Source organism: Streptomyces sp. NPDC104226, assembly GCF_055584085.1.
This window is the reverse complement of the sequence record NZ_JBVJMS010000009.1, coordinates 311,818-336,862: the sequence shown is the minus strand read 5'-3', so window position 1 is coordinate 336,862 and position 25,045 is coordinate 311,818. Positions and strand designations below refer to the sequence as shown.

The following is a 25,045-nucleotide window of genomic DNA, read 5'->3' as shown; positions in this document are numbered from 1 at the left end:
CCCCGGTACGCCGGGGACCGGGCGGTCAGTCAGTCGTTCCAGTTGCGGTAGCCGCCGTCGTGGCCGCCGTTGTTCCAGCCGCCGTCGCGCCAGTTGTTCCCGTTGTCGTGGTTCCAGCTGTCGTTGTCGTTCCAGTTGCCGTGGTCGTTCCAGTTGTCGTTGCTCCAGTTGCTGTTGTGCCAGTTGTTGTTCCAGTTGTCGTTGTTCCAGCTGTCGTTGTCCCAGCACCAACTGGGGCGGTCCGAGCGCGAGGTGTCGCAGCAGTAGCGCCACCAGTCGTCCCCGCGCCATTCACTGCCGCGCCAGTCGGAACACCGGTAGGTCTGCGGAAGACTCGAGGCGAATGCACTGCTGGCGGGCATCAGGCCGAGCGTGATCCCGGCGGCCCCTGTCACGGCTGCCGCAATGAAGCCACGGCGCATGGCCATACACCTCCGAGAGTGAAGGGTGAATTGCCGGATTACTCCGGATTTCTCCGTTTTGAGGCATTTCCACCCTCCCCCCTCCCCTGCCCACTGTCAAAGCCACCCGCCCGGCGCCCCCGCCGTACCCGCGCTCACCAGCGAAAAGACCTACGGGAGCACCGCCAGCCCGTCCAGCTCGACGAGCGCCTCCCGGTCCCACAGCCGGACCACGCCCACGACGGCCATCGCCGGATAGTCCCGGCCCGCCAACCGCCGCCAGATGCGGCCCAGTTCGGGGGCGCAGTCCCGGTAGTCGGCCACGTCCACGGCGTAGACGGTGACCCTGGCCAGATCGGCCGGTGCGCCGCCCGCCCCCGCCAGTGCGGCCAGCAGGTTCGCCAGCGCCTGCTCGAACTGCTGCGGCAGCGTCCCGCCCACCACCTTCCCCGCGCCGTCGAGCGCCGTCTGCCCGGCCAGGAACACCAGCCGGCCCCCGCTCGCGACGACGGCGTGCGAGAAGCCCTTCGCCGGCGACAGCTCCCCCGGGTTGATCCGCTCCAGGCTCACGCCTCCCCCACCTCCTGCGCCTCCTGCGCCTCCCGCATCTCCCGTTCTTCCTGCATCTCCCGCGCTTCCCGGTAGAGCTCCTTGGCGATGATCGTGCGCTGCACCTCGCTCGCCCCCTCGTAGATCCTCGGTGCCCGCACCTCCCGGTACAGGTGTTCCAGCAGGTGGCCCCGGCGCAGGGCGGCCGCCCCGTGCAGCTGTACCGCGTGGTCGACGACGTACTGGGCCGTCTCGGTGGCCAGCAGCTTCGCCATGGCCGCCCGCCTCGGCACCTGCGGGGAGCGGGCGTCGGCGTCGTAGGCCTGCGCCGCCGCGTAGACGAGGAGCCGGGCCGCCTCGGTCCGGGTGGCCATCTCGGCCACCCGGTGCGCCACGGCCTGCAGGTCGCCCAGCACCCCGCCGAAGGCGGTACGGGCGGCCGTGTGCGCCACCGTCGCGTCCAGGGCGGCCCTGGCCATGCCGACGGCGAAGGCGCCCACGCTGGGGCGGAAGAGGTTCAGGGTGTCCATGGCCACCCGGAAGCCCCGGCCCGGCTCCCCCAGCAGGTCGGCCGGGCCCACCGGGACCCCGTCGAAGGCGAGCGCGCCGATGGGGTGCGGGGAGAGCATGTCGAGGGGCTGCCCCGAGAGCCCGGGCCGGTCGGCCGGGACCAGGAAGGCGCTGACCCCCTTGGCCCCCGGGCCTTCGCCGGTGCGGGCGAAGACGGTGTAGAAGTCCGCCTCGGGCGCGTTGGAGATCCAGCACTTCTCCCCGCTGAGCCGCCAGCCCCCGCCGCTCCGGCCGGAGCTCCCGCCGCCGCCCCCGCTCTCCGCCACCGCTTCGAGCGCCAGCGCCCCGGCGTCCGATCCGGCCCCCGGCTCGCTCAGCGCGAAGGCCGCCACCGTGCGCCCGGCCCGTACGCCGGGCAGCCATCGTTCGCGCTGCGCGTCGCTGCCCGAGCGCAGCACCGGGTACGCGCCCAGTCCCTGGAGGGCGAGGGCCGTCTCCGCCTCCGTGCAGCCGTAGGCGAGGGATTCGCGCAGCAGGCACAGGTCCAGTGCGCCCGAGGTGAACACCCGTCCCAGCAGCCCCTCTTCTCCCAGTGCGGCCAGCAGCGGCCGGTTGACCCGGCCCGGCTCCCCCTTCTCCGCCAGCGGCCGCAGCCGCTCAGCCGCCAGTGCGCGCAGCCGCGCGCACCAGTCCTCCTGGTCCGTCCCGAGCGCGAATCCCGTGAATCGGGTCATCCGTATGCCCCAGCCTCTATCGCGTCCTGTTGACTCCCGTCACCATGACGATACGCTCGTGGTGCGTTCGCACGGCCCGGCTCTTCCACTTCGGTCCACAGTCCATACGCAGGGTCCGGCCCCCACCCGGGGCGCGGGCCGTCGCAAGGGGGCGAACCCGCCTTGGAGCTCAAGCCTTCCGCTCACCGAGACACCTTCGCGCGCGACCACCTGCCGCCCGCGCACGCCTGGCCGCAGCTCCTCTTCGAACTCCCCGCCCTGGCCTACCCCGACCGGCTCAACTGCGGTGTGGAGTTGCTCGACGCCACCATCGCCCGGCAGGGCCCGGGCCGCCCCGCCTTCCGCGGCGCGGACGGCACGGTGTGGACGTACGGGGAGCTGCACGCCCGCGTGGACCGGCTCGCGCACGTGCTCACCACCGACCTCGGCGTGGTCCCCGGCAACCGCGTGCTCCTGCGCGGCCCGACCGGCCCCTGGCTCGCGGCGTGCTGGCTGGCGGTGATGAAGGCGGGCGCGGTGGCCGTGACGGTCCTCGCCCAGCAGCGTGCGCAGGAGCTGGCCACGGTGTGCTCGATGGCCCGGGTCGGCCACGCCCTGTGCCATGCGGACGTGGTGGACGACCTGGTGAAGGCGGGGGTCCCGGGCCTGCGCGTCACCACGTACGGCGGCGCGGAACCGGACGACCTGCTGCGCCTGGCCGAGGCCGAGCGCCACGCAGCGCCCTACCCCGCGGTGGACACCTCCGCCGACGACGTGGCGCTGATCGCGTTCACCTCGGGCACCACCGGGCGCCCCAAGGGCTGTATGCACTTCCACCGCGATCTCCTCGCAGTGGCCGACACCTTCTCCCGGGAGGTGCTGCGCCCCCGCCCCGAGGACGTCTTCGCGGGCAGTCCGCCGCTCGGCTTCACCTTCGGCCTCGGCGGACTGGTGGTATTCCCGCTGCGTGCGGGCGCCTCGACGCTGCTGCTCCCGGACGGCTCCCCGCGCCGGCTGCTGCCCGCGCTGGCCGAGCACCGGGTGTCGGTGCTGTTCACCGCGCCCACCGCGTACCGGTCGATGCTGGACACGCTGGGCCCGTACGACACGGGCGCCTACGACCTCTCCGCGCTGCGCCGCTGCGTCTCGGCGGGCGAGAACCTGCCGGCCGCCACCTGGCAGGCCTGGTACGAGCGCACGGGCCTGCGGATCATCAACGGGATCGGCGCCACCGAGCTGCTGCACATCTTCATCTCGGCGGCCGACGAGGACATCAGGCCCGGTACGACGGGCCGCGTGGTGCCGGGCTGGGAGGCCCGGGTGGTGGACCGGGCGGGGATGCCGGTCGCGGACGAGGTGCCCGGGCTGCTGGCCGTACGGGGGCCGGTGGGCTGCCGCTACCTGGCGGACCCGCGGCAGGGCGAGTACGTACGGGACGGCTGGAACCTCACGGGTGACACCTACGTCCGCGACGCGGAGGGCTACTTCCGCTACGTGGCCCGGGCCGACGACATGATCATCTCGGCGGGGTACAACATCGCGGGCCCCGAGGTCGAGGAGGCCCTGCTGCGCCACCCGGACGTGCTGGAGGCGGCCGTGGTCGGCCGCCCCGACGAGCGGCGCGGGCAGATCGTGGTCGCCTACGCGGTCCCCCGGGAGGGCGCGGTCCTCACCGAGGACGCCCTGCGCACCTTCATGCGCAGCGAGCTCGCCCCGCACAAATGCCCGCGCACCTTCGTCTTCCTGCCCGCGCTGCCCCGGACGGCGACGGGCAAGCTGCAGCGCTTCCGGCTGCGCGACCAGGACGGCCCCGGTCAGATCCACGAATTACAGTGAAGCCGTGGTCGAGCAGCACACTCCGCGATCCCTGATCGTCACGTTCTACGGCGCCTACGGGCGGGCCTTCCCGGGCCCGGTCCCGGTGTCCGCGCTGGTGCGCCTGCTGGGCGCGGCCGGCGTGGACGCGCCGTCCGTCCGCTCGTCGGTGTCCCGGCTGAAGCGGCGCGGCTTCCTGCTGCCCGCCCGCACCGGGGACCGGGCGGCGGGGTACGAGCTCTCCGCGGAGGCGCGCCGGCTCCTGGAGGACGGGGACCGCCGGATCTACGCGACCACCCGCCCGCCCGAGTCCCAGGAGTGGCTGCTGGCCGTCTTCTCCGTCCCGGAGCAGGAGCGGGCGAAGCGGCACCTGCTGCGCTCCCGGCTGGCCGGGCTCGGCTTCGGCGCGGTGGCGCCCGGCGTGTGGATCGCCCCGGCGCAGTGGGACGGGGAGACCCGGCACACCCTGGAACGGCTGCACCTGACCCCGTACGTGGAGCTCTTCCGGGGCGCCCACCTGGGATTCGCCCCGACGGCGGAGTCGGTCTCCCGCTGGTGGGACCTGGCGGCGCTGGCCAAGCAGCACGAGGAGTTCCTCGACCTCCACGAGCCCGCCCTGCGCGCCCTGCAGACGGGCACGGCCGACCCCACCCCGGAGGCCGCCTACCGCGGCTACCTGCTCGCCCTGGACACCTGGCGCCGGCTCCCGTACGCGGACCCGGGCCTGCCGCGCGCCCTGCTCCCGGCGGACTGGCCGGGGGACCGCTCGGCGGCGGTCTTCGCGGAGCTCCACGAGCGGCTGCGGGACCTCGGGGCCGGCTTCGTGGACCTGTGAGCCCGGCAGCCCGAAAAGGGGCTGCACCACCCGCCCGGCACGGGTGATCATGTGCCATGACGTGGACCTTCACCCCTGATCTGGCGGCCTGGGCGGCCGCCGCGCGTCCCGCCGTGGCCGCCGAGCCCGTGTCCCACACCCAGATGGTCACGGTCGTCGACGCGCTGGAGCGGCAGGGCCTGGACGCCTTCGGATCCGAGCCGCCCCTCTTCGGCTGGTGGACCCGGCCCGACGGACTGGTCGCGGGCGCCGTCGTCCAGTGCCCGCCGCACCCGCTGCTGATCGGCACGCTGCCCGCCGAGGCCGTCCGGGAGCTGGGGGCCGCCCTCACCTCCGAGCCGCTCCTCGCCGGGGTCGACGCGCTCAACGCCCGCCGCGAGGACGCACGGGCGCTGGCCGCCTCCTGGGGGAAGCCGAACGAGGTCGTGGAGGAGAACCGCCTCTACCGGCTCGCCGGCCTCATCGCCCCCGACCCCGCCCCGGCCGGGCGGGCCCGGCCGGCCGCGGCGGCCGACCTCCCGCTGCTCCTGGAGTGGGTCACCGCCTTCAAGCAGGAGTCCGGCGAGGGCGGGGCCGCCTCGGAGGCGGCCCTGCGCGACCGGCTCTCGTACGGGGGCATGCTGCTCTGGGAGGACGCCGGGATCCCGGTCTCGCTGGCCGGGTTCTTCCGCCCGATCGACGCGGTGACCCGGATCGGCCCGGTCTACACCCCGCCGGAGCTGCGGGGCCGGGGCTATGCGGCCGGGGTGACGTACGCCGCGACCGAGGCGGCGCACGCGGCCGGGGCCTCGGAGGTGCTGCTCTTCACCGACCTGGCCAACCCCACCAGCAACCGCGTCTACCAGCGCCTGGGCTACACCCCGGTCGAGGACCGGGTGGAGCTGGCACTGACGTGACCGCTACCCGCTACCCACGCCCCGTGGGCGGCTTCCGGCTACCCGCGAGGTAGGGGGCGGGCCAGGGTGCGGCCGGGCCGGTGTAGGACTGGTCGGCGGCCGCGTGCAGGGTCCAGTGCGGGTCGTAGAGGTGGGGGCGGCCGAGCGCGCAGAGGTCCGCCCGGCCCGCCAGCAGCAGGGAGTTGACGTCGTCCCAGGAGGAGATCGCGCCCACCGCGATCACCGGGACGTTCAGGGCGTTGCGGATCCGGTCGGCGTACGGGGTCTGGTACGCACGCCCGTACTCGGGGGTCTCCTCCGCCACCACCTGTCCCGTGGAGACGTCGATCGCGTCGGCTCCGTGCTCCGCGAAGGCTCGGGCGATGGCCACCGCCTCCTCGGGCGAGGTGCCGCCCGGCGCCCAGTCGGTGGCCGAGAGGCGGACCGTCATGGGCCGGTCCGCGGGCCACACCGCACGGACGGCGTCGAACACCTCCAGCGGGAAGCGGAGCCGGTTCTCCAGCGGGCCGCCGTAGGCGTCGGTGCGGTGGTTGGTCAGCGGGGAGAGGAAGCCCGACAGCAGGTAGCCGTGCGCGCAGTGCAGTTCCAGCAGGTCGAAGCCGCTGTCGGCGGCCCGGACGGCGGCGGCCGCGAAGTCGGACCGGACGGCGCCGAGGTCCGCGGTGCTCAGAGCCCGGGGCACGGCCGAGACTCCGGGGCGGTAGGGCAGGGCGGAGGCCGCCACCAGGGGCCAGTTCCCCTCGGGGAGCGGGGCGTCCATGCCCTCCCACATCACCCGGGTCGATCCCTTGCGGCCCGAGTGGCCCAGCTGGACGCCCAGCGCGGTGCCGGGCGCCGAGGTGTGCACGAAGTCGGCGATCCGCGCCCAGGCGGCCGCCTGGGCGGCGGTGTAGAGGCCCGTGCAGCCCGGGGTGATCCGGCCCTCGGGGCTGACGCAGACCATCTCGGTCATCACCAGGGCGGCCCCGCCCAGCGCCCGCGCACCGAGGTGCACCAGGTGGAAGTCGCCCGGCACACCGTCGCCGTCGCCGCCGTCGCCGTCCGCGCCCGGAGCCGAAGCCGAGTACATGTCCATCGGGGAGACCACGACCCGGTTGCGCAGGGTCAGGCCCCGCAGGGTGAACGGGGTGAACATCGGCGGGGTTCCCGCTTCGCCCGGGCCTTCGCCGGCGCCCTGCGGGCAGCCGAAGTCCCGCTCCACCGCCCGGGTGAAGCGCGGATCGCGCAGCGCCAGATTGCCGTGGGTGACCCGCAGGCTGCGGGTGAGGAGGTTGAAGGCGAACTGCCGGGCGGGCTGCTCCACGTAGCCGGCGAGCTCCTCGAACCACCGCATGCTCGCGGCCGCCGCCCGCTGGGTGGACGCCACGGCCGGCCGGCGTGCGGCCTCGTAGGCGGCCAGTGCGGCCGGGACGTCCGGCTCGGCCTCCACCGCCCGGGCCAGTGCGAGCGCGTCCTCCACCGCCAGTTTGGTGCCGGAGCCGATCGAGAAGTGCGCGGTGTGCGCGGCGTCGCCGATGAGCACCGTGTTGCCGTGCGACCAGCGGGCGTTGACCACGGTACGGAACTGCGTCCACGTGGAGCCGTTCCCGCGCAGCGGCCGTCCCCGGAGCGCCTCGCCGAAGATCTTCGCGCAGCGCGCCGCCGATTCCGCCTCGTCGCAGAGGTCGAAGCCGGCCCGGTGCCAGACCTCCTCGCGCATCTCGACGATCACGGTGGAGGAGTCGGCCGAGTACGGGTAGGCGTGCAGTTGCATCACCCCGTGCTCGGTCTCCGCGATCTCGAAGCGGAAGGCCTCGAAGGGGAAGTCGGCGGCCAGCCAGATGTACCGGCACCGCCCGCCCGTCAGCGTGGGCCCGTAGTGCTCCGCCGCGGCCTCCCGGGTCCGGCTGTGCACCCCGTCGGCCGCGACGACCAGGTCGTACGAGGCTGCGAGCGCCTGCGGCCCGGGCGCCGGGGTGCGGAAGCGGAGCCGGACCCCGAGGCCCGCGCAGCGCTCGTGCAGGATCTCCAGGAGCCGGCGCCGCCCGAGCGCGGCGAACCCGTGGCCGCCGGAGGTCAGCAGGCGGCCCCGGTGCACGATGTCGATGTCGTCCCAGCGGACGAACTCGGCGCCGAGGGCCGCGTAGACCACGGCGTCGGCCGCTTCGATCCCGCCGAGCGTCTCGTCGGAGAGGACCACCCCGAAGCCGAAGGTGTCGTCGGGGGCGTTCTTCTCCCACACCTCCACCGCGTGCCCCTGCCGGGCGAGCAGCGCGGCGGCGTACAGCCCGCCCGGGCCCCCGCCGACGACGGCGACCCGCAGGGCGGTCCGCGGGGCGGTCCGCTGAGTGGTCCACCGCGTGGCGCTCTCCCGGCCGGTTCCCATCGCGCCGGTGCTCATCGCACTACCTGCCCTTCCACTGGGGCGGCCGCTTCCCGGTGAAGGCCGCGTGGAACTCCCGGTAGTCCTCTCCGTTCATCAGCAGGGCCTGGGTGTTCGCGTCGAGTTCCACCGAGGCGGCGAGCGGCATGTCCAGCTCTGCGGTGAGCAGCGCCTTGGTCTGCGCGTACGCGAGGGCCGGACCGGCGGCGAGGTGCGCGGCGAGCTCCGCCGCCCGGACGGAGGCCTTGCCCTCCTCGGTGATCTCGCTGAGCAGCCCGATCCGCTCGGCCTCGGGCGCCCTGACCTGCTCCCCCAGCATCAGCAGCCGGGTGGCGTGCCCGAGTCCGACGACGCGGGGCAGCAGGTACGCGGCGCCCATGTCGCCGCCGGAGAGGCCGACCCGGGTGAAGAGGAAGGCGAAGCGGGCGGTGGGGTCGGCGATGCGGAAGTCCGCGGCGAGCGCGATGACGGCCCCGGCGCCGGCGGCGACCCCGTGGACGGCGGCGATGACCGGGAAGGGGCATTCGCGCAGGGCGCGCACGACCTGTCCGGTCATCCGGTTGAAGTCGAGGAGCTGGGCCGTGTCCATCGCGAGGGTGGCGCCGATGATCTCCTCGACGTCGCCTCCGGAGCAGAAGCCGCGCCCTTCGCCGCCGAGCACGAGGGCGCGTACGGAGCGCTCCCGGGACAGTTCGGCGAGCAGGTCGCGCAGGTCGGCGTAGGCCCCGAAGGTGAGCGCGTTGAGCTTCTCGGGGCGGTCGAGGGTGACGGTGGCGACTCCGTCCCGCCGGTCCACCCGGAGGTGGTTCCAGCGTTCGGTCGCGGGCGTGGAACCGAGGAAGGGACTCACCCTCCCGAAGGTATCACCGGTCCATGACCGTCGTCAGGGAAGCGCGATAACTGTGGGTCCGTGCCCCGGCGGGGACCCCACACGAACCGAAAGGCCCGAGCCGGTGTGCCCGACGTCCCTTGCGGTCACGTCGGGGTGCCCTACGGCAGGACATTTCCACTTCGTATCGTTGAAAGCAGGATTTCCCCCGGCGTACTCCCTACGCCCACACCGCCCACCACACCCCTTCGACCCCACGGAACGGACGATCCCGCCTTGCCCGACGCCTCCGCCTGGCGGATAGCCCTGCCGCACACGACGGCGGCCGTACCCATCGCCCGCGCCCTGGTCCGTACGGCCCTCGCCGACATCGACGCACCCGCCGACAGCGACACCGCCGAACTGCTCACCGCCGAACTGGTCGCCAACGCCGTGGAGCACACCCCCGGCGACGCCCCCATCGAGCTCGTCGTGGAACTGCTGGCGAACGGCTGCCAGGTCGAGGTCCACGACGGGGATCCGCAGCCCCCCGCCGACCTGACCGCCCCCGGCCCGGGCGAGGCCCATCCCGACCCCTGGCAGGAGCACGGCCGCGGCCTGCTGCTGATCCGGACCCTGAGCTCGGCCTGCGGGCACCGCGCCACCCCGCACGGCAAGGCCGTGTGGTTCACCCTGCCGTCCCGGGCGGCCCTCTAGGGCGCCTGGGCCCCGGCACCCCCACCCCGGCGCATGACTATGCGGCCGGCTTCCCGAGGGTCGCGACGAGAACGGCCTTGATGGTGTGCAGCCGGTTCTCCGCTTCGTCGAAGACGACGGAGTGCCCGGACTCGAACACCTCGTCCGTCACCTCCAGCGACTCCAGCCCGTGCCGCTCGTGGATCTCCCGGGACACCTTGGTGCCGAGATCGTGGAACGCCGGCAGGCAGTGCATGAACTTCACGTCCGGGTTCCCGGTGGCGCGCAGCACGTCCATGGTGACGGCGTACGGGCTCAGCGCCGCGATCCGCTCGTCCCAGACCTCCTTGGGCTCCCCCATGGACACCCAGATGTCGGTGACCACGAAATCGGCCTGCCCGACGCCCTCCGCGAGGTCCTCGGTGAGGGTGATCCGGGCGCCGCTGGCGGCCGCCAGCTCGCGCGCCGCGGCCACCACGGGCGCGGCCGGCCAGTACTGCTCCGGCGCCACGATCCGTACGTCCATGCCCAGCAGCGCGCCGGTCACCAGGTACGAGTTGCCCATGTTGAAGCGGGCGTCGCCGAGGTAGGCGAAGGCGATCCGCTCCAGCGGCTTGGTGCAGTGCTCGGTCATCGTGAGCACGTCGGCCAGCATCTGGGTGGGGTGCCAGTCGTCGGTGAGGCCGTTGAAGACGGGCACGCCGGCGTGTGCGGCGAGCTGCTCGACGGCGTCCTGCGCGTCACCGCGGTACTGGATGCCGTCGAACATCCGGCCCAGCACCCGCGCCGTGTCCTTGACCGATTCCTTGTGCCCCATCTGGGAGCCGGAGGGGTCGAGGTACGTGGTGTGGGCGCCCTGGTCGGCGGCGGCGACCTCGAAGGCGCAACGGGTGCGCGTGGAGGTCTTCTCGAAGATCAGGGCGATGTTCTTGCCCTGGAGGCGGCGCTCCTCGGTCCCGGCCTTCTTGGCCGCCTTGAGTTCGGCGGCGAGCTCGACCAGGCCGCGGAACTCGGCGGCGGTGAAGTCGAGCTCCTTGAGGAAACTGCGGCCGACAAGATCGGTGGCCATGGGGGCGCTCCAGAGTCACGGTGACAGGGGATGCTGGAAGTCTATACGACGGACTGTATTGATATACAGACCCTCGCATGCGGACCGACTCCGGCGTCCCCCGCCCCGCCCACGCCCCGTCCAGGCCCCCTCCAAGCCCCCTCTAGGCCACCGCGTCCCGCTCCACCGGGCAGCTCATGCAGCGCGGCCCGCCCCGCCCCCGCCCCAGCTCGCTGCCCGGGATCTCGATCACCTCGATGCCCTGCTTGCGCAGGTGGGTGTTGGTCGTGACGTTCCGCTCGTACGCGACGACCACGCCCGGCTCCACGGCCAGCACGTTGCAGCCGTCGTCCCACTGCTCGCGCTCGGCGGCGTGCACGTCCTGGGTCGCCGTGAGCACCCGGATCGCGTCCAGCCCCAGGGCGGCGGCGATGGCCCGGTGCATGTGCTCCGGCGGATGGTCGGTCACCTTCAGCTCGCTCGGCCCGCCGCCGGGCTCGATCGTGTAGGAGCGCAGCATGCCCAGGCCCGCGTACTGCGTGAACGTGTCCGCGTCGACCATCGTCATCACCGTGTCCAGGTGCATGAACGCACGCCGCTTGGGCATGTCCAGCGCCACGATCGTCGTCGCCGACCCGGCGGCGAACAGCCCGCGCGCCAGCATCTCCACCGCCTGCGGCGTGGTCCGCTCGCTCATGCCGATCAGCACGGCGCCGTTGCCGATCACCAGGACGTCGCCGCCCTCGATGGTCGAGGGGTAGTCGGCCTGCCCCTGCGACCAGGTGTGGAAGGGCCCGGAGCCGGTGAAGAGCGGGTGGTGCCTGTAGATGGCCTCGAAGTGCACGGTCTCGCGCTGCCGGGCCGGCCAGCGCATCGCGTTGATGGACACCCCGTCGTAGATCCAGGCGGACGTGTCCCGGGTGAAGAGGTGGTTGGGCAGCGGCCCCAGCAGGAAGCCGTCGAGGTCCAGGGCGTGGAAGCGGACCGACACCGGCTCCGCGTGCCGCGCCAGGAACTCCCGCTTGGTCATCCCGCCGATCAGCGCCTCGGCCAGGTCCCCCGAGGGGAGTCCGTCGAAGACCGCCCGCAGGTGGTCGGCGGCGAGCGGACCGTACTCCTTCTCGTCGAAGACCCGGTCCAGGACGAGGTGTCTCGCCTCGGGGATGTCCAGGGCCTCCACCAGCAGGTCGCCGAAGAGGTGGACCTCCACTCCGCGGTCGCGCAGGATGTCGGCGAAGCCGTCGTGCTCCTGGCGGGCCCGGCGCACCCAGAGCACGTCGTCGAAGAGCAGCGCGTCCTTGTTGCTCGGCGTGAGCCTCTTCAGCTCCAGGTCGGGCCGGTGGAGGATGACGCGGCGAAGCCGCCCGGTCTCGGAATCGACATGGAATCCCATGCCGTACACGTTCGCAGACCGGGCGGCTTTTTGACGTGGCGTCGGCTCAGCGGGTTCGGACCGCCGGATCCGGCGGCGGTCCGGGGCCCGCCGGTTCAGCGCAGCCCGAGCAGGGCTTCCGGGGTGCCGGTGAGGTCCGGGGCGACGACGCCCAGCGCGGGGGCGGTCACGTTCGGCAGCCCGTAGTTGGACCCGTCGGGCATGGTCAGCGGGGAGCCGACGAGCAGTCCCGGGGTACGGGTGCGCACGGTGGTCGCGGGTGCGTCCAGCGAGCCCTCGCCGTCCGTCTCGGGCTTGCCGGCCAGGTTCGGCACCGGGGAGGTGAGGAGGGTGTCCCCGAGCTCGGTGCCGATCGGCACCGCCGGCAGCAGCGGGGTCGGCAGCATGTCGCCCTTGTGGAACCGGGGCGCCTCGGGCGCTCCGACCACCGGCACCGGCACTCCGGTGGCCAGGTGCGGGACGTCCACGCCGAGCGTGGTCCGCACCGCGTCCAGGGGGACTCCCACCGGCACCGCGTCGGCCATGGCCGGGGTGGCCGCGCCTGCCGCGGCCATACAGGTCATGAGTGCCGCAATGCTTCCGCGCGCGGTCATCTTCATAGGTGACGTTCCGTCCTTCCAGGGTCGCGGACATTCCGCTGCCCTGGATGAACGATCCCGCCGGTGGTTTTCCCGGAGTTCTCCGCGAAAGTTCCCCCATACGACCTAACGAGCGGCCGTACGGGGGACTTCCCTTGACGCCTCGACGCCTCGACGCCTCGACGCATCCGGCACCCGGAGGGCGGCTTCAGAGCCGCGGGTCCACCGGCTCCGACTCCAGCGCGAGGACGGCGAAGACCGCCTCGTGGACCCGCCACAGCGGCTCCCCGGCCGCCAGCCGGTCCAGGGCCTCCAGACCGAGCGCGTACTCGCGCAGGGCGAGCGAGCGCTTGTGCCCGAGGTGGCGCCCGCGCAGCCGATCCAGGTGGTCCGGACGCGTGTACTCGGGACCGTAGATGATCCGCAGGTACTCGCGCCCGCGCACCTTCACCCCCGGCTGCACGAGCCGGCCCTTGCCGTCCCTGGCGTACGCCTGGAGCGGTTTGACGACCATGCCCTCGCCGCCGGCGGCCGTCAGCTCCAGCCACCAGTCGGTGGCCGCCCGTACCGAGGCCTCGTCGGCGGTGTCCACCAGGATCCGGCCGGTGCGCCGCAGCAGTCCGGTCCCGGCGGCCTCGTCGGCGGCGACGAGCCGGTCCAGCCAGAACAGCTGCTCGTCGTGGGGCACGGCCGCCAGCGAGCGCCCGGCCGCCGCCAGCAGCTGGAACGGGGCGAACCGTACGCCGTCCAGCCCGTCGGTGCTCCAGCAGTAGCGCCGGTACGCCTCGGTGAACCCGGCCGCGTCCGCGGCCCGCCCGCGCTGGCGCTCCAGGAGCTCCCCGGTGTCGACGCCCCGGGCCGCGGCCGCCTCCAGGGCGGCGAGGGCGTCCGGGAAGACGGCGCGGGAGGCCGCGCCCACGGCAGCGTACTGGTTGCGCAGCAGGCCGCCGGACTTCAGCGACCAGGGCAGCAGTTCGCCGTCGAGGAGCAGCCAGTCCGTGTCGAGCTCCTCCCACAGTCCGGCGTCGGTGACGGCCGCCCGCAGCCGGGCGAGGACCTCCTCGGTGACCTCGGGGTCCTTGAAGAAGGGCCGTCCGGTGCGGGTGTACACGGAGCCGGTGGGGCCGTCGACCCCGAACCGCTCGCGGGCCGTGCCGGCGTCCTTGCAGAGCAGCACGGTGGCCCGGGAGCCCATGTGCTTCTCCTCGCAGACGACCTGGGCGACGCCGTCCTTGCGGTACTGCGCGAAGGCTTCGGCGGGGTGCTCCAAGTGCCCTTCCTCGTGCGAGGTGGCGGTCGGGGCCATGGTCGGCGGCAGGTACGGCACCAGGCGCGGGTCCACGGCGAAGCGGCTCATCACCTCCAGGGCGGCGGCCGCGTTCTCCTCGCGGACGGTGACGTTGCCCAGGTGCCGGGTCTCGACGATCCGGCGGCCCTGGACGTCGGCGAGGTCGAGGGGACGGCCATCGTGGCCGCCGGGCACCTCGGTGACGAGAGGCTTGACCGGCTCGTACCAGACCTTCTCGGCCGGTACGTCGACCAGTTCGCGCTCGGGCCAGCGCAGCGCGGTCATCCTCCCGCCGAAGACGGCTCCGGTATCGAGGCAGATGGTGTTGTTGATCCAGGCGGTGTTCGGGACCGGGGTGTGTCCGTAGACCACGGCGGCCTTGCCCCGGTAGTCCTCGGCCCACGGGTAGCGCACGGGCAGCCCGAACTCGTCGGTCTCGCCCGTGGTCTCCCCGTACAGGGCGTGCGAACGCACCCGGCCGGAGGTGCGGCCGTGGTATTTCTCGGGCAGCCCGGCGTGACACACCACGAGCCGGCCGCCGTCGAGGACGTAGTGGCTGACCAGGCCCCGGATGAAGGTGCGGACCTCCTCGACGAACTCCGGCGGCTCCGCGGCGAGCTGCTCCACGGTCTCGGCGAGGCCGTGGGTCAGCTGGACCTTGGAGCCCTTGAGGTAGCGGCCGAGCTTGTTCTCGTGGTTCCCGGGCACGCACAGGGCGTTGCCGGAGCCGACCATGCCCATCACGCGGCGCAGCACGCCCGGGCTGTCCGGGCCGCGGTCGACGAGGTCGCCGACGAACACGGCGGTGCGGCCCTCGGGGTGGGCGCCGTCCCGGTAGCCGAGCTCGCCGAGCAGGGTCTCCAGCTCGGAGGCACAGCCGTGGATGTCGCCGATGATGTCGAAGGGGCCGGTGAGGTGGGTGAGGTCGTTGAAGCGCTTCTCCAGGACCACCTCGGCCGACTCCACCTCCTCGGGCGTGCGCAGCACGTGCACCTTGCGGAAGCCCTCGCGTTCCAGCCCGCGCAGCGAACGCCGCAGGTCGCGGCGGTGGCGCTGGATGACGGCGCGCGGCAGCTTCGCCCGCTCGGGGCGGGCCGCGTTGCGCTCGGCGCACACCTCCTCGGGCAGGTCGAGGACGATCGCGATGGGCAGGACGTCGTACTCACGGGCCAGCTGGACCAGCTGCCGGCGGGACTCGGCCTGGACGCTGGTGGCGTCGACCACGGTGAGCCGGCCGGCGGCGAGCCGCTTGCCCGCGATGTAGTGCAGGACCTCGAAGGCGTCCTTGCTGGCGCTCTGGTCGTTCTCGTCGTCGGCGACCAGGCCCCGGCAGTAGTCGGAGGAGATGACCTCGGTGGGCTTGAAGTGGGTCCGGGCGAAGGTGGACTTGCCCGAACCGGTGGCGCCGATCAGGACGACGAGGGACAGGTCGGTGACGGGAAGCACGCGCTTGCGGCCGGCGGTCGCATCGCCCGCGGCCGGGGTGTCGGTGGTGTCGGTGATGTCGGTGGTCATGCCGCCTCGCCCTCCTTCGGGATGTCGGTGCCGGGGGTGGCAGTGGTGTCGGGGGTGGTATCGGTGCTGGTGGTGGCGGTGTTCAGGGTGAAGACGGCCATCTGGGTCGGCGGTCCCACCTCGGGGTCGTCGTCCCCGACGGGCAGGTAAGCGACGGAGTAGCCGTGCCGGGAGGCGACGTCCCCGGCCCAGGCCCGGAACTCCGCGCGGTTCCACTCGAAGCGGTGGTCGCCGTGCCGGACGTGCCCGGCGGGCAGGGTCTCCCAGCGGACGTTGTACTCGACGTTCGGCGTGGTCACCAGGACCGTGCGGGGGCGCGCCGAGCCGAACACCGCGTACTCCAGAGCGGGCAGCCGTTCGAGGTCCAGGTGCTCGATGACCTCGCTGAGCACGGCCGCGTCGTAACCCACGAGCCGCTTGTCGGTGTACGCGAGCGAGCCCTGCGTCAGGCGGACGCGGGAGCTCTGCCGCTCCCCCATCCGCTCCAGCCGCAGCCGCTTCGCGGCGATGTTCAGCGCCCGGACGGACACGTCCACGCCGACGATCTCGGTGTACGCCGGGTCCTTGAGCAGCGCCTGCAGCAACTGGCCCTGGCCGCAGCCCAGATCGAGGACGCGGGCCGCACCCGCTGCTCCCAGCGCGGCGAGGATCGCCTCGCGGCGCAGCACGGCGAGCGGTACGGGCCGTTCCTCCGTGTCGCTCGCCTCGTCGACCGCGTTGTCGAGCTCCTCCACCTCGCTGCCGTCGGCCTCGGCGAGCCGGACCAGTTCCAGTCGTGCCAGGGCGTCCTGGGTCAGCCGCTTGTGGCGGGCGAGGTAGCGGGAGGTGATCAGCCCGCTCTCCGGGTGTTCGGCGAGCCAGCCGTCTCCGGCGCGCAGCAGCTTGTCCACCTCGTCGGGGGCGATCCAGTAGTGCTTGGAGTCGTCGAGGACGGGCAGCAGGACGTACAGGCCGCGCAGCGCGTCGGAAAGCCGCAGCTCACCCTCCAGGACGAGGCGTACGTACCGGGAGTCGCCCCACTCCGGGAAGGTCTCGTCGAGCGCGACGGGGGTGGCGGTCACCGACTCCCAGCCGAGCGGGCCGAACAGCCGGCGCACGAGCTCGGCGCCGCCCCGGGCGGGCAGCACCGGGATCTCGATGCGCAGCGGGCGCACCGCGTCGGGCAGCTCGGGGCGGGCCGTGCACTGCCCCTTCAGTGCGCTGCGGAACACCCCGCTCAGGGCGACGGCCAGCAGCGAGGAGGCGGCGTACGGGCGGTCGTTGACGTACTGCGCGAGCGCGGCGTCCGGCGTGCCGCCCTGCCCCTTGCCCTGACCGCGCCGCACGAGCGCGACGGGGTCCACTTCCAGCAGCAGACCCGCCGTGCACCGCTCGTCCGTGGCTTCGGGGTAGAAGACGTGGGCGGTGCCGTGGGAGGTGGAGAACGCCTGCGTTCTGCCGGGGTGCTTGTGCAGCAGGAAGCCCAGGTCGGTGGCGGGACGCTCGGCCGTGCCGGTCGTGGAGATCGTCAGGAACATGCGAGCGATTGTTGCTGGTCAGCGGTGTCACTCGCGCCCCATTTTCCCGCGGCGCCGACTGCCGGGACACGGGCGGCCGGGTGCGGCCGGGTGGTGGTCGGCCGGCGTCCGTGACCGCCCGAACGGCAAGGCGCAGGCCGTCCGGCGAGAGGGCCGCGATGCCGTGGTACTCGCCGTCGTCGTGCCGTCAGCGGCAGTTCGAGCCCCGTGGCTCCGCAAGCGGCTTCGCCGCGCGAGGCATCCCTACGAGGGGGAGATGGGTGATGACGTATCCATCATGACAGGTCAGAGGCGGTTTTCGTAGGACGGACGGCACAGCCGATCAGCCTTGTCCGGGGGCCTGTGCGGAACGCAGGATCTCCCTCATGAATCCCACGGAGAACATCAATCACGACGCCGTGCTGCGAGCCCGGGTGGCGCTCCTCGGATCGGGCACGCTGCCCGTCCGGGAGCGGGTGGCCGCCTATCGCGTCCTCGTCCAGGTGAGTCCGTTGGCCTATCTGCCGCTTCTGGCCGGCGCGTTGTTCGCGTACAGCCGTCAGGAGTTCGCCCACCGGCCCGGGATAGCGCTCGCCCTGCGCGCCGAGTCCGTCGCCGCCGCGCGCCGGATGTGCGCGCTGGAACCCGAGGAGACCCAACTGCTGCTCACCGCCCTGGTGCACTACCGCGAGCAGCTGCTCCTGACGGAGCGTCCGAAGGAACTGGCCGCCGTGGAGGCGGAGATGGAGAGGCTCGTGGCCTCGGGCGGCGGATCTCCGCGTGTGCGCTGGGACCTCAGCGGAGCGTAGCGGCCAGTTCCGCGATGCGGTCGGGGCCGATGCGGCAGCAGCCGCCGATGAGGCGGGCTCCGGTGCGCCGCCAGGCGGCCGTGGGCCAGGGGACGGGGGTGGCCGGGGCCCGCCAGGTGGCGGTGGCGGGCTCCCAGACCGAGCCGTCGTTGGGATAGGCCAGCAGGGGTTTCGCGGTGACTGCGGCGGCCGCTTCGAGGGCGGGGAGGACCTCCACCGGGTCGCAGCAGTTCACGCCGACGGCGATGACCTGCGGGGACCCGGCGGCGAGGGCGAAGGCCTCGGCCAGGGGCTGCCCGGCCCGGGTGCGGCCGTCCGCCACCGTGTAGCTCAGCCAGGCGCGGGCTCCGCTCTCCGCGAGCACGGTGAGCAGGGCTTCGGCCTCGGTGGCGTCCGGGACGGTCTCCAGGGCCAGCAGGTCGGGGCCCTCGGCCAGCAGCGCCGCGATCCGGGGCCGGTGGAAGTCGGCCAGCTCCCGCACGCTCAGGCCGTACCGGCCGCGGTACTCGGAGCCGTCCGCCAGCACCGCCCCGTACGGGCCCACGGAGGCGGCGACCCACACCCGGTGCTCCGCGTCCCGGGCCGCCTCGCCGGCCAGCCGTACGCTGCGCCGCAGCAGGGCGGTGGTGCGCTCCGGGCCGTAACCGCGACGGGCGAAGGCGGCGTACCCCACCTGGTAGCTCGCGGTGATCAGCACCTCGGCGCCGGCCCGGGCGTAGGCGGTGTGGGCGGCCGTCACCTGCTCCGGCCGCTCGGCGAGGACCCGGCCCGTCCACAGGCCGCCGGACAGGTCGCAGCCCTGGTCGGCGAGCTGGTTGCTCAGCCCGCCGTCCAGGAGCACGGTCCGCCCGCCGGGGCCGGTCAGGGCCTCGGCGAGCGGCCGGGATGCGCGGGGCACGGTGGTCTCCTCGTCAGCCGAGCTGGGACTGGACCCGGGAGGAGATCAGCTCCAGGTGGTCCAGATCGGCGAGGTCGAGCACCTGGAGGTAGAGGCGGGAGGAGCCAACCGCCGCGTAGGCTCCGATCCGGTCCACCACCTCGGCCGGGGAGCCGGCCAGTCCGTTGGCCTTGAGTTCCGCCACGTCCCGGCCGATGGCGGCGGCCCGTCGGGCCACCTCGGCGTCGTCCTTGCCCACGCACACGACGAGCGCGTTGGAGTAGACGAGGTCGCCGGGCTTGCGGCCGGCCTCCTCGAGGGCCGCCCGGACCCGGCCGAACTGCCGCTCGCTGTCCGAGATCGAGGCGAACGGCATGTTGAACTCGTCCGCGTACCGGGCGGCGAGGCGCGGGGTGCGCTTCGCGCCGTGGCCTCCGATCAGGACCGGGATCCTGTCCTGGGCCGGCTTGGGGAGCGCCGGGGAGTTCTCCACCTGGTAGTGGACGCCCGCGAAGTCGAAGGTGGCGCCGGGCTCGGTGGCCCACAGGCCGGTGACGATCTCCAGCTGCTCCTCCAGCCGGGCGAGGCGCTCGGCCGGGAAGGGGATGCCGTACGCCTTGTGCTCCTCCTCGAACCAGCCTGCGCCCAGGCCGAGTTCGATCCGGCCGCCCGACATCTGGTCCACCTGTGCGACCTGGATGGCGAGCACGCCGGGCAGCCGGAAGGTGCCGGCCGTCATCAGGGTGCCCAGCCGGATCCGCTTGGTCTCGCGGGCCAGGCCGGCCAGGGTGATCCAGGCGTCGGTGGGACCGGGCAGACCGTCGGCCGCACCCATGCGCAGGTAGTGGTCCGAGCGGAAGAAGGCGTCGAAGCCGAGGTCCTCGGTGGCCTTGGCGACGCTCAGGAGGGTGTCGTAGCTCGCGCCCTGCTGGGGCTCGGTGAAGATACGGAGATCCATGGCTCCATCCTGCCCCTTCGACCCCGGCCGGGTGAATCTGCGTCAACCGCGCGGTCCCCGCCGCCCGCGCCAGTGACCAGCCCGGATGGGGATCGTTGGCTCGGACGGAGCCGGACCGCCCGGCCCGCGCGCCGGCGGCCTTCGCCGGTGCGTCCACCGCCCCCTTCCGCCCCGGAAGGGCCAGGGCCGAGGAGGCCGCCATGTCCCAGGAGTCCGCGCCGGAGACCCTCCGGCAATCCCGTCAGGACTGCCAGACCGGACAGGCAGCGCACGACCACACACGCCAGGAGTCCGCGGTACCCGCCCAGGGCGGCGCACCGAAGGGCCTGCTGCAGCAGATGGAAGAGCTGATGGCGGCGCTGAACGCCGATCTCTCGCAGCTCGACGCCGACCTCCAGTCCTCCACCGATCGCAGCCCCGGCACTGCTCTGCACCAGGACGGCCGCACCCCGGAGACCGGAGACCTCCCGTCCTACCGCTCCTCCTGACCGCCCGGGTCCCGTCGCCCGCGACGGGACCCCACCGAAGCACCCCGCCTCAGGCCACGCCGGAGGCGGAACCACGCTCCCGGACGGTCATCCGGCGCAGGATCGCCCGGACGCGGTCGCTCGACTCGTCGGCCGCGTCTATCGACTCTATGCACTGCCAGTACAGACCCTCTTCGTCCGTCCCGCAGGCCACCCCGACCAGCGCTATGCCCACTTCGCCGAGCAGCGCCTGGAGCCCGAGCAGCGCCTGCCGGGCGTCCGTCACCTCGGTCAACTGCGCTGCCCGGGGCGGCAGATCGGGCGCATAGCCCTCTCCGCGCAGAGCCGCCCGGTCGAGCACCCCGCAGCCTCTGCCCCCGGCTTCACCCAGCCCCCGTGCCTCCGATCTCAGCTCCGGCGGCCCGGTGACCGCCAGCCAACTGCCGATGCCCTGCGCGAGGGCCTGCGCCTGCCAGGCCTCGCCCACGATGTCCCAAGCCGCCCCGCTCTGCGCCAGCGCGTGCCGGCCGGCTGCGATGAGCCGTACCGCGTCCATATGCCGTCCCCCGTCCGCACGACATCTTGCCGTTCTCTCCACTACCCAGAGTGAGGGCAACGGGCCGGTAAAGCCAGGGGTATTCGGAAATTGTGGACACCAAAGATGGTTGTGGATATCGCCATCACTCCGAAGAGTGACGGTCCACCCCCGGAGTACCCGGGACGGGGAACCTCAGCTCGTTCCGGTCGATCTTCGCGGCCAGCGCATCCAGCACATCGACCCCGAGAACCTCACAGAACTGCAGCAGGTAGGCGAGTACGTCCGCCACCTCATCGGCCACTCGGTGCGCGGTCTCCGGCTCCTCCATGACCGCGGCGGACTGTTCGGGCGTCAGCCACTGGAAGATCTCCACCAGTTCGGACGCCTCGACGCTCAGCGCAACCGCCAGGTTCTTGGGCGTGTGGAAGGGTTCCCATCCGCGCGCCGCCGCGAACTCGGCCAGCCGCCGCTGGAGCCGGTCGATCCGCTCGCCGGCCCCCTTCTCTTCCCCGGTCGCTCCACGTTCTTCGCTCATGCACCCAGGTCTACCACCGAGACCCCCGCGACCCCCCGGGCGGCCGTCGCGCAGGCTTCGCCCGCGGAGGCGGCCAGCCTGACCTGCCCGCGCCCGCAGGCCAGTACGGCGAGCCGCAGCAGTTCGGCGGTCTGCCGGCCGTCCAGGTCCCGGTCGAAGCCGTCCGCGAGCACGGCCAGCGCCTGCCGCGCGGAGGGCATTTCGGCCGCCGGATCCACGTCCAGGACTCCGGGCCCGGTCAGCAGCACCAGCGCGAGCGCGAGGAAACGCAGCTCACCGGCGCCCAACCGGGCCAGCTCGGTGGCGGGCCTCGACGGGCCCCGGTCCAGCAGGCCGGTGACCGGGCCGCCCTCGGGAGCCCGTACGTCCAGTCCGGCCACCCACCCCGCACACCCGGTCCGCGCGGCCTCGGTGAGCAGCCCGTACCGGGTGCCGCACTCCAGGCGGGTCCGGCGCAGTACGTCGGCCAGGTTGGCGCAGTCGGCCAGCAGCCGCCCCTCCCCCGGTGCGACGGGCTCCCGCATCCGCTCCGGGCGGGGGTCGCAGGGGAACACCGAGCGCAGCGCGACCACCACTTGTTCGGCGGCGGCCAGCACCTGCCGCTGCCCCTCGGTGGCCCCGGCCACGCGCAGCGGGAGCAGTGCGGTCCCGAGCCGGTCGTCGGGCAGCGGGGCCCGGGTGACCCCGGTGGATCCCCCGGTCAGCCAGGCCGCCTGGACGGACCGCCGCCCGGGGTCGCGCAGGGCGGTGGCGAGGAGGATCTGCCCGTCCACCGAGAGCCGTTCGCCGACGATCCGCAGCGCGGGCTCCGCCTGGACGGCGAGGTCGAGCCGGACCGGCCCGGCGGGGCCGTCGACCGTGCAGCCGATCCTGAACCCCCGCCGCCGCTCAGCGTCGGGCGTCGCACGGTCGGGGATCCGGGCCCGCGGATCGGGGAACACCTCCTCCAGGGTGGCCCCGGCGCCCAGGGCGGCCAGCGCCCCGTAGGCCTCCAGCACCTGGGACTTGCCGCTCCCGCTCGGCCCGGCGAAGACGGTGACGGGCCCGAGCGCGAACCGGGCCCCGCGGTGCACCCCGTAGGCGGAGAGCCGCAGCTCGGTCACGGCCGGCCGCAGGTGCGGGGCGCCCGCGGCGGGCGGAGCCTGGGCCGGAACCCGCGCCGGGGCCGCGCCCGGAGCCCGGGCCGGAGCCACGGCCCGGGCCGGAGCCACGGCCCGGGCGGGGACCGCGGCCCGGGCCCCGGCCGGAGCCGCGCACCGGCTCACGCCTAACCCCGACGGATCGGCGAGCACGGCGGAACCACCGGGCGCGGCGGCCGTCCCGGTAGCCGAGGGGCCATCAGGCCCTGCGGAGGCAACGGAATCGACAGAGCAAACCGCCACGGCGGCAGGCGCGGCCGAACCCGGGGCGGGCGCGGCCGAGGGCACGGCCGAGGATGCGGCCGAGGATGCGGCCGGTGTGGTGGCGGGAGCGAGGCGCGAGGTCATGCGCGGGACGGTACGGGCCGCCGGACCCCCCGTGGGTCCGGCGAACCGTTCCGCCCGCGGGACCTTCCTACGATCGGGGGACGGCCGCGGCCGCGATCCCCTCCACCTCGGTCCCGACGGGCGCCAGCAGGAAGACGTTGCGGTCGACCCGGTGCATCCCGCTGCCCAGGCCGAAGACCACGCCACTGCTGAAGTCCAGGATCCGCTTGGCGACTTCGCCGTCCGCGCCCGTGAGGTCCAGCAGTACCGGGATCTGCGCGATCAGGTACTCGGCCACCTCCCGCGCGTCCGCGAAGACCTGGACCCGGATCACCACGAAGCGCCGCTGCTCCGCCGCGGACGCTCCGGGAACCGTGGGGATCGTGCGGTGATCGACCCGGGAGGGCCACTCGTTGCGACTCCGCAGGGGGACCACCTGCGCGAGCCCCTCCCACTGTTCGTCGGTGACGTCGTACCTGCTCACCAGGCCGCCTCGGCCTTGCGCTTCATGTGCATCCCCCCATCCTCTCGCGTTTCACCCGTTCAGCCCAACACCGACACGAGGCAGCCGAAGAGCCCTTTCGACTACCCTCCACCCGCTCAGTAGGTTAGGTTAGGCATACCTAAGTAAGCGCCCTCTCGCCACTCGGGACGACGGAGATCCACATGCACCTGCCCCTGCTGCTGCCCACCGACGCCGAGCGGGTCCGGTCCGTCCTGGCCGCCGCCCACTCCATGACCGTCGTCACCGACGGGCAGCGCACGGAGATCCGCCACCTCGACGGCACCGATCCGCTCGGCCGACTGCACCTGCACCCCGCCGAACCGGGCGGCGGCGCCGAGCACCGGCCCTCGATCCGGCTGGAGTTCACGGACGTCGCGCCCACTCCCGTACGGGACCGCGTGCGCGCCCGGGTCACCCTCGTCGGGCGCCTGCTCACTCCCTTCGCCGCATCCGGGGACGAGGGCTCCGGATCCACCTGCATGGAGTTCGGCCGGGCCGTCCTCGAAACCGCCGACGGCGCCCGCTCGTACGTCGGCCTCGACGAGCTGGACGCGGCCCGCGTCGACCCGCTCGCCCCCTACGAGGCCGGGATGCTCACCCATCTCCTCGACGACCACGCCGAACTCGTCACCCTCCTGCTGCGCCTGGTCCGGCCCCAGCCCGGGACGGAGGCACGGTCGAAGGCGGACACCGGGTCCGCCGTCCTGCGGGCACTGCCGCTCGCCATGGACCGGTACGGGATCACCCTGCGCCTGGAGGAACGGCGCGGCCACCGCGACGTACGGATCCCCTTCCCCTCCCCGCTCGACGACGTGGAGCAGTCCGGGGCGCAGATCCAGGCCCTGTTCAGCGCGGCCCGGCGCAGCTCGCACCGCAACACCCTGCCCGCCTGAGCGGCCCCACCAGGGAACGGGCCGTTCCGGAAGAAAAGGGACCGAAGCCGGAACAACGTTCCCCCGGCGGCCCGTTGGGAGGATCATGAAGGCCATCACATACACCGCATACGGAACGCCCGACGCCCTCGCCCTCACCGAGGTTCCGGAGCCCAAGGTCGGTCCGGGCGAGGTCCTCGTCCGCGTCAAGGCCGCCGGCGTGAACCCGGTGGACTGGAAGCTCGCCGCCGGATACCTCGATCCGATCCTCGAGGTCCGCTACCCGGTCATACCCGGCTGGGACGTCGCGGGGGTCGTGGAGGCGGTCGGCGAGGACACCTTCGACTACGCCGTCGGCGACGAGGTGTACGGCTACGTCCGCAAGGAGTGGGTGGAGCTGGGCACTTACGCCGAGCTGGTCTCCGCTCCCGTCCGCACCCTCGCCCGCAAGCCGCGCGAGCTCACCTTCGAGCAGGCCGCCGGCCTGCCGCTGGCCGGGCTCACCGCCTACCAGTCGCTCACCCGCGTGGGGCTCGAGGCCGGCGAGACCGTGCTCATCCACTCCGCCGCCGGCGGCACCGGCTCCTTCGGCGTGCAGATCGCCGTCGCGCTCGGCCTGCGCGTCATCGGCACGGCCGGCGCGCACAACCACGACTACCTGCGCTCGCTCGGCGCCGAGCCGGTCCTGTACGGCGAGGGCTTCGCCGACCGGGTCCGCGAGCTGGCGCCCGAAGGGGTCGACGCCGCCCTGGACTTCTTCGGCGACGACGTCATCCCGGTGCTCCGGTCCCTGGTCAAGGAGGAGCACCGGATCGTCTCCATCGCCGACTACACCGCGGCCGCCCAGGGCGCGCACCAGCTGTGGGTCCGCCCGGACACCGCCGACCTGACCTTCCTGGGCCGGCTCGCGGACGAGGGCCGGCTCGCCGTCCACGTGGAACACGCCCTGCCGCTCGCCGAGGCGGCGAAGGCCTGGGAACTGAGCGCCACGAGCCGCACCCGCGGCAAGATCGTCCTCACGGTCTGACCTCCCCGCCGGTCCGCCCCCATCCGCCGGGACGCCGGGCCGAGGCGGGCCCGGCGCTCCGGGCCCGGCACCCGGAGGGGCCTCAGGG

At 73.5% G+C, this 25,045-nt stretch carries 24 protein-coding genes; 8 read left to right on the top strand and 16 right to left on the bottom strand.

The genetic code is table 11. The annotated features are described in order from the left end of the window. Positions 1 to 29: 29 nt before the first annotated feature. The 3 genes from ACZ60J_RS27915 to ACZ60J_RS27905 all read right to left on the bottom strand — a co-directional run bounded on the left by ACZ60J_RS27915 (position 30) and on the right by ACZ60J_RS27905 (position 2,194). On the bottom strand, positions 30 to 362 hold the full coding sequence (locus ACZ60J_RS27915; RefSeq protein ID WP_469685969.1) for a hypothetical protein: 333 nt from the start codon (positions 360 to 362) through the stop codon (positions 30 to 32). Positions 363 to 572: 210 nt separating this feature from the next. After that, complete coding sequence (locus tag ACZ60J_RS27910) at positions 573 to 971, bottom strand: RidA family protein (RefSeq protein ID WP_469685968.1); 399 nt, start codon at positions 969 to 971, stop codon at positions 573 to 575. Beyond that, the gene (locus tag ACZ60J_RS27905) at positions 968 to 2,194 is read right to left on the bottom strand and encodes an acyl-CoA dehydrogenase family protein (protein WP_469685967.1); all 1,227 of its coding nucleotides are present in this window, start codon (positions 2,192 to 2,194) and stop codon (positions 968 to 970) included. Before ACZ60J_RS27905 ends, ACZ60J_RS27910 begins: the two co-directional genes overlap by 4 nt. 162 nt (positions 2,195 to 2,356) lie before the next feature. Between ACZ60J_RS27905 and ACZ60J_RS27900 the strand changes: the two genes are divergently transcribed. Genes ACZ60J_RS27900 through ACZ60J_RS27890 form a run of 3 tightly spaced genes read left to right on the top strand, consistent with a single transcriptional unit; the run spans position 2,357 to position 5,719 of the window. Continuing rightward, a complete protein-coding gene (locus ACZ60J_RS27900) occupies positions 2,357 to 4,009 on the top strand; it encodes an AMP-binding protein (RefSeq protein WP_469685966.1) in 1,653 nt (550 codons plus the stop codon). 4 nt (positions 4,010 to 4,013) lie between these two features. After that, positions 4,014 to 4,823 carry a PaaX family transcriptional regulator gene (locus ACZ60J_RS27895; RefSeq protein WP_469685965.1) on the top strand — a complete coding sequence of 270 codons (810 nt, stop codon included), beginning with the start codon at positions 4,014 to 4,016 and terminating at the stop codon, positions 4,821 to 4,823. A 56-nt stretch (positions 4,824 to 4,879) separates the two neighbouring features. Then, positions 4,880 to 5,719, top strand: coding sequence for a GNAT family N-acetyltransferase (locus tag ACZ60J_RS27890; protein WP_469685964.1), 840 nt, complete (start codon positions 4,880 to 4,882; stop codon positions 5,717 to 5,719). Between the two features lie 10 nt (positions 5,720 to 5,729). Here ACZ60J_RS27890 and ACZ60J_RS27885 read toward each other — a convergent pair whose 3' ends face one another. After that, positions 5,730 to 8,099, bottom strand: coding sequence for a bifunctional salicylyl-CoA 5-hydroxylase/oxidoreductase (locus ACZ60J_RS27885; protein WP_469685963.1), 2,370 nt, complete (start codon positions 8,097 to 8,099; stop codon positions 5,730 to 5,732). Positions 8,100 to 8,103: 4 nt separating this feature from the next. Next, positions 8,104 to 8,931, bottom strand: a complete 828-nt coding sequence (locus ACZ60J_RS27880) for an enoyl-CoA hydratase family protein (protein WP_469685961.1) — start codon at positions 8,929 to 8,931, stop codon at positions 8,104 to 8,106. 255 nt (positions 8,932 to 9,186) lie between these two features. Here ACZ60J_RS27880 and ACZ60J_RS27875 point away from each other — a divergent pair, with 255 nt between their 5' ends. Continuing rightward, complete coding sequence (locus ACZ60J_RS27875; protein ID WP_469685959.1) at positions 9,187 to 9,606, top strand: ATP-binding protein; 420 nt, start codon at positions 9,187 to 9,189, stop codon at positions 9,604 to 9,606. A 37-nt stretch (positions 9,607 to 9,643) separates the two neighbouring features. Here ACZ60J_RS27875 and argF read toward each other — a convergent pair whose 3' ends face one another. The 5 genes from argF to ACZ60J_RS27850 all read right to left on the bottom strand — a co-directional run bounded on the left by argF (position 9,644) and on the right by ACZ60J_RS27850 (position 16,924). Further along, entirely contained in the window at positions 9,644 to 10,654 is a 1,011-nt protein-coding gene (gene argF / locus ACZ60J_RS27870; RefSeq protein ID WP_469685958.1) for an ornithine carbamoyltransferase, read from the bottom strand. Between the two features lie 142 nt (positions 10,655 to 10,796). Then, positions 10,797 to 12,026, bottom strand: coding sequence for an arginine deiminase (locus ACZ60J_RS27865; RefSeq protein ID WP_469685956.1), 1,230 nt, complete (start codon positions 12,024 to 12,026; stop codon positions 10,797 to 10,799). A 95-nt stretch (positions 12,027 to 12,121) separates the two neighbouring features. Then, positions 12,122 to 12,589 (bottom strand): hypothetical protein, encoded by a 468-nt coding sequence (locus tag ACZ60J_RS27860; RefSeq protein ID WP_469685955.1) that lies wholly within the window; start codon positions 12,587 to 12,589, stop codon positions 12,122 to 12,124. Between the two features lie 223 nt (positions 12,590 to 12,812). After that, complete coding sequence (locus ACZ60J_RS27855) at positions 12,813 to 15,407, bottom strand: polynucleotide kinase-phosphatase (protein WP_469685954.1); 2,595 nt, start codon at positions 15,405 to 15,407, stop codon at positions 12,813 to 12,815. Further along, on the bottom strand, positions 15,404 to 16,924 hold the full coding sequence (locus tag ACZ60J_RS27850; RefSeq protein ID WP_469685953.1) for a 3' terminal RNA ribose 2'-O-methyltransferase Hen1: 1,521 nt from the start codon (positions 16,922 to 16,924) through the stop codon (positions 15,404 to 15,406). Before ACZ60J_RS27850 ends, ACZ60J_RS27855 begins: the two co-directional genes overlap by 4 nt. A 365-nt stretch (positions 16,925 to 17,289) precedes the next feature. Between ACZ60J_RS27850 and ACZ60J_RS27845 the strand changes: the two genes are divergently transcribed. Then, positions 17,290 to 17,712 (top strand): hypothetical protein, encoded by a 423-nt coding sequence (locus ACZ60J_RS27845; RefSeq protein ID WP_469685952.1) that lies wholly within the window; start codon positions 17,290 to 17,292, stop codon positions 17,710 to 17,712. Here ACZ60J_RS27845 and mmuM read toward each other — a convergent pair. Both mmuM and ACZ60J_RS27835 read right to left on the bottom strand, forming a co-directional pair. Continuing rightward, a complete protein-coding gene (mmuM, locus tag ACZ60J_RS27840; protein ID WP_469685951.1) occupies positions 17,699 to 18,610 on the bottom strand; it encodes a homocysteine S-methyltransferase in 912 nt (303 codons plus the stop codon). The genes ACZ60J_RS27845 and mmuM overlap by 14 nt on opposite strands. A gap of 13 nt (positions 18,611 to 18,623) precedes the next feature. After that, positions 18,624 to 19,547: an LLM class F420-dependent oxidoreductase gene (locus tag ACZ60J_RS27835; RefSeq protein ID WP_469685950.1), complete on the bottom strand. Its 924-nt coding sequence runs from the start codon at positions 19,545 to 19,547 to the stop codon at positions 18,624 to 18,626. 200 nt (positions 19,548 to 19,747) lie between these two features. Here ACZ60J_RS27835 and ACZ60J_RS27830 point away from each other — a divergent pair, with 200 nt between their 5' ends. Next, on the top strand, positions 19,748 to 20,035 hold the full coding sequence (locus ACZ60J_RS27830) for a hypothetical protein (protein ID WP_469686183.1): 288 nt from the start codon (positions 19,748 to 19,750) through the stop codon (positions 20,033 to 20,035). Between the two features lie 49 nt (positions 20,036 to 20,084). Here ACZ60J_RS27830 and ACZ60J_RS27825 read toward each other — a convergent pair whose 3' ends face one another. From ACZ60J_RS27825 to ACZ60J_RS27810, 4 genes are all read right to left on the bottom strand, one after another. After that, positions 20,085 to 20,570 carry a DUF6099 family protein gene (locus ACZ60J_RS27825; protein ID WP_469685949.1) on the bottom strand — a complete coding sequence of 162 codons (486 nt, stop codon included), beginning with the start codon at positions 20,568 to 20,570 and terminating at the stop codon, positions 20,085 to 20,087. A gap of 124 nt (positions 20,571 to 20,694) precedes the next feature. Continuing rightward, positions 20,695 to 21,087 carry a nucleotide pyrophosphohydrolase gene (locus ACZ60J_RS27820; protein ID WP_469685948.1) on the bottom strand — a complete coding sequence of 131 codons (393 nt, stop codon included), beginning with the start codon at positions 21,085 to 21,087 and terminating at the stop codon, positions 20,695 to 20,697. Further along, positions 21,084 to 22,352, bottom strand: a complete 1,269-nt coding sequence (locus ACZ60J_RS27815; protein ID WP_469685947.1) for an AAA family ATPase — start codon at positions 22,350 to 22,352, stop codon at positions 21,084 to 21,086. The genes ACZ60J_RS27820 and ACZ60J_RS27815 overlap by 4 nt, the downstream gene beginning before the upstream one ends. Before the next feature lie 289 nt (positions 22,353 to 22,641). After that, entirely contained in the window at positions 22,642 to 23,037 is a 396-nt protein-coding gene (locus ACZ60J_RS27810; RefSeq protein ID WP_250742110.1) for a cell division protein SepF, read from the bottom strand. Between the two features lie 182 nt (positions 23,038 to 23,219). Between ACZ60J_RS27810 and ACZ60J_RS27805 the strand changes: the two genes are divergently transcribed. Both ACZ60J_RS27805 and ACZ60J_RS27800 read left to right on the top strand, forming a co-directional pair. Beyond that, positions 23,220 to 23,951 (top strand): DUF2470 domain-containing protein, encoded by a 732-nt coding sequence (locus ACZ60J_RS27805; protein WP_469685946.1) that lies wholly within the window; start codon positions 23,220 to 23,222, stop codon positions 23,949 to 23,951. Between the two features lie 85 nt (positions 23,952 to 24,036). Continuing rightward, on the top strand, positions 24,037 to 24,957 hold the full coding sequence (locus tag ACZ60J_RS27800) for an NADP-dependent oxidoreductase (RefSeq protein ID WP_469685945.1): 921 nt from the start codon (positions 24,037 to 24,039) through the stop codon (positions 24,955 to 24,957). Positions 24,958 to 25,045 lie beyond the last annotated feature (88 nt).

Coding starts and splice junctions, on each gene's coding strand:
- ACZ60J_RS27825 (WP_469685949.1), bottom strand. CDS start 20,570: ATGGACGCGGTACGGCTCATCGCAGCCGGCCGGCACGCGCTGGCGCAG.
- ACZ60J_RS27905 (WP_469685967.1), bottom strand. CDS start 2,194: ATGACCCGATTCACGGGATTCGCGCTCGGGACGGACCAGGAGGACTGG.
- ACZ60J_RS27855 (WP_469685954.1), bottom strand. CDS start 15,407: ATGACCACCGACATCACCGACACCACCGACACCCCGGCCGCGGGCGAT.
- ACZ60J_RS27800 (WP_469685945.1), top strand. CDS start 24,037: ATGAAGGCCATCACATACACCGCATACGGAACGCCCGACGCCCTCGCC.
- ACZ60J_RS27820 (WP_469685948.1), bottom strand. CDS start 21,087: ATGAGCGAAGAACGTGGAGCGACCGGGGAAGAGAAGGGGGCCGGCGAG.
- ACZ60J_RS27890 (WP_469685964.1), top strand. CDS start 4,880: ATGACGTGGACCTTCACCCCTGATCTGGCGGCCTGGGCGGCCGCCGCG.
- ACZ60J_RS27915 (WP_469685969.1), bottom strand. CDS start 362: ATGCCCGCCAGCAGTGCATTCGCCTCGAGTCTTCCGCAGACCTACCGG.
- ACZ60J_RS27805 (WP_469685946.1), top strand. CDS start 23,220: ATGCACCTGCCCCTGCTGCTGCCCACCGACGCCGAGCGGGTCCGGTCC.
- ACZ60J_RS27860 (WP_469685955.1), bottom strand. CDS start 12,589: ATGACCTGTATGGCCGCGGCAGGCGCGGCCACCCCGGCCATGGCCGAC.
- ACZ60J_RS27865 (WP_469685956.1), bottom strand. CDS start 12,026: ATGGGATTCCATGTCGATTCCGAGACCGGGCGGCTTCGCCGCGTCATC.
- ACZ60J_RS27835 (WP_469685950.1), bottom strand. CDS start 19,547: ATGGATCTCCGTATCTTCACCGAGCCCCAGCAGGGCGCGAGCTACGAC.
- ACZ60J_RS27885 (WP_469685963.1), bottom strand. CDS start 8,099: ATGAGCACCGGCGCGATGGGAACCGGCCGGGAGAGCGCCACGCGGTGG.
- argF (WP_469685958.1), bottom strand. CDS start 10,654: ATGGCCACCGATCTTGTCGGCCGCAGTTTCCTCAAGGAGCTCGACTTC.
- ACZ60J_RS27845 (WP_469685952.1), top strand. CDS start 17,290: ATGAATCCCACGGAGAACATCAATCACGACGCCGTGCTGCGAGCCCGG.
- ACZ60J_RS27850 (WP_469685953.1), bottom strand. CDS start 16,924: ATGTTCCTGACGATCTCCACGACCGGCACGGCCGAGCGTCCCGCCACC.
- ACZ60J_RS27830 (WP_469686183.1), top strand. CDS start 19,748: ATGTCCCAGGAGTCCGCGCCGGAGACCCTCCGGCAATCCCGTCAGGAC.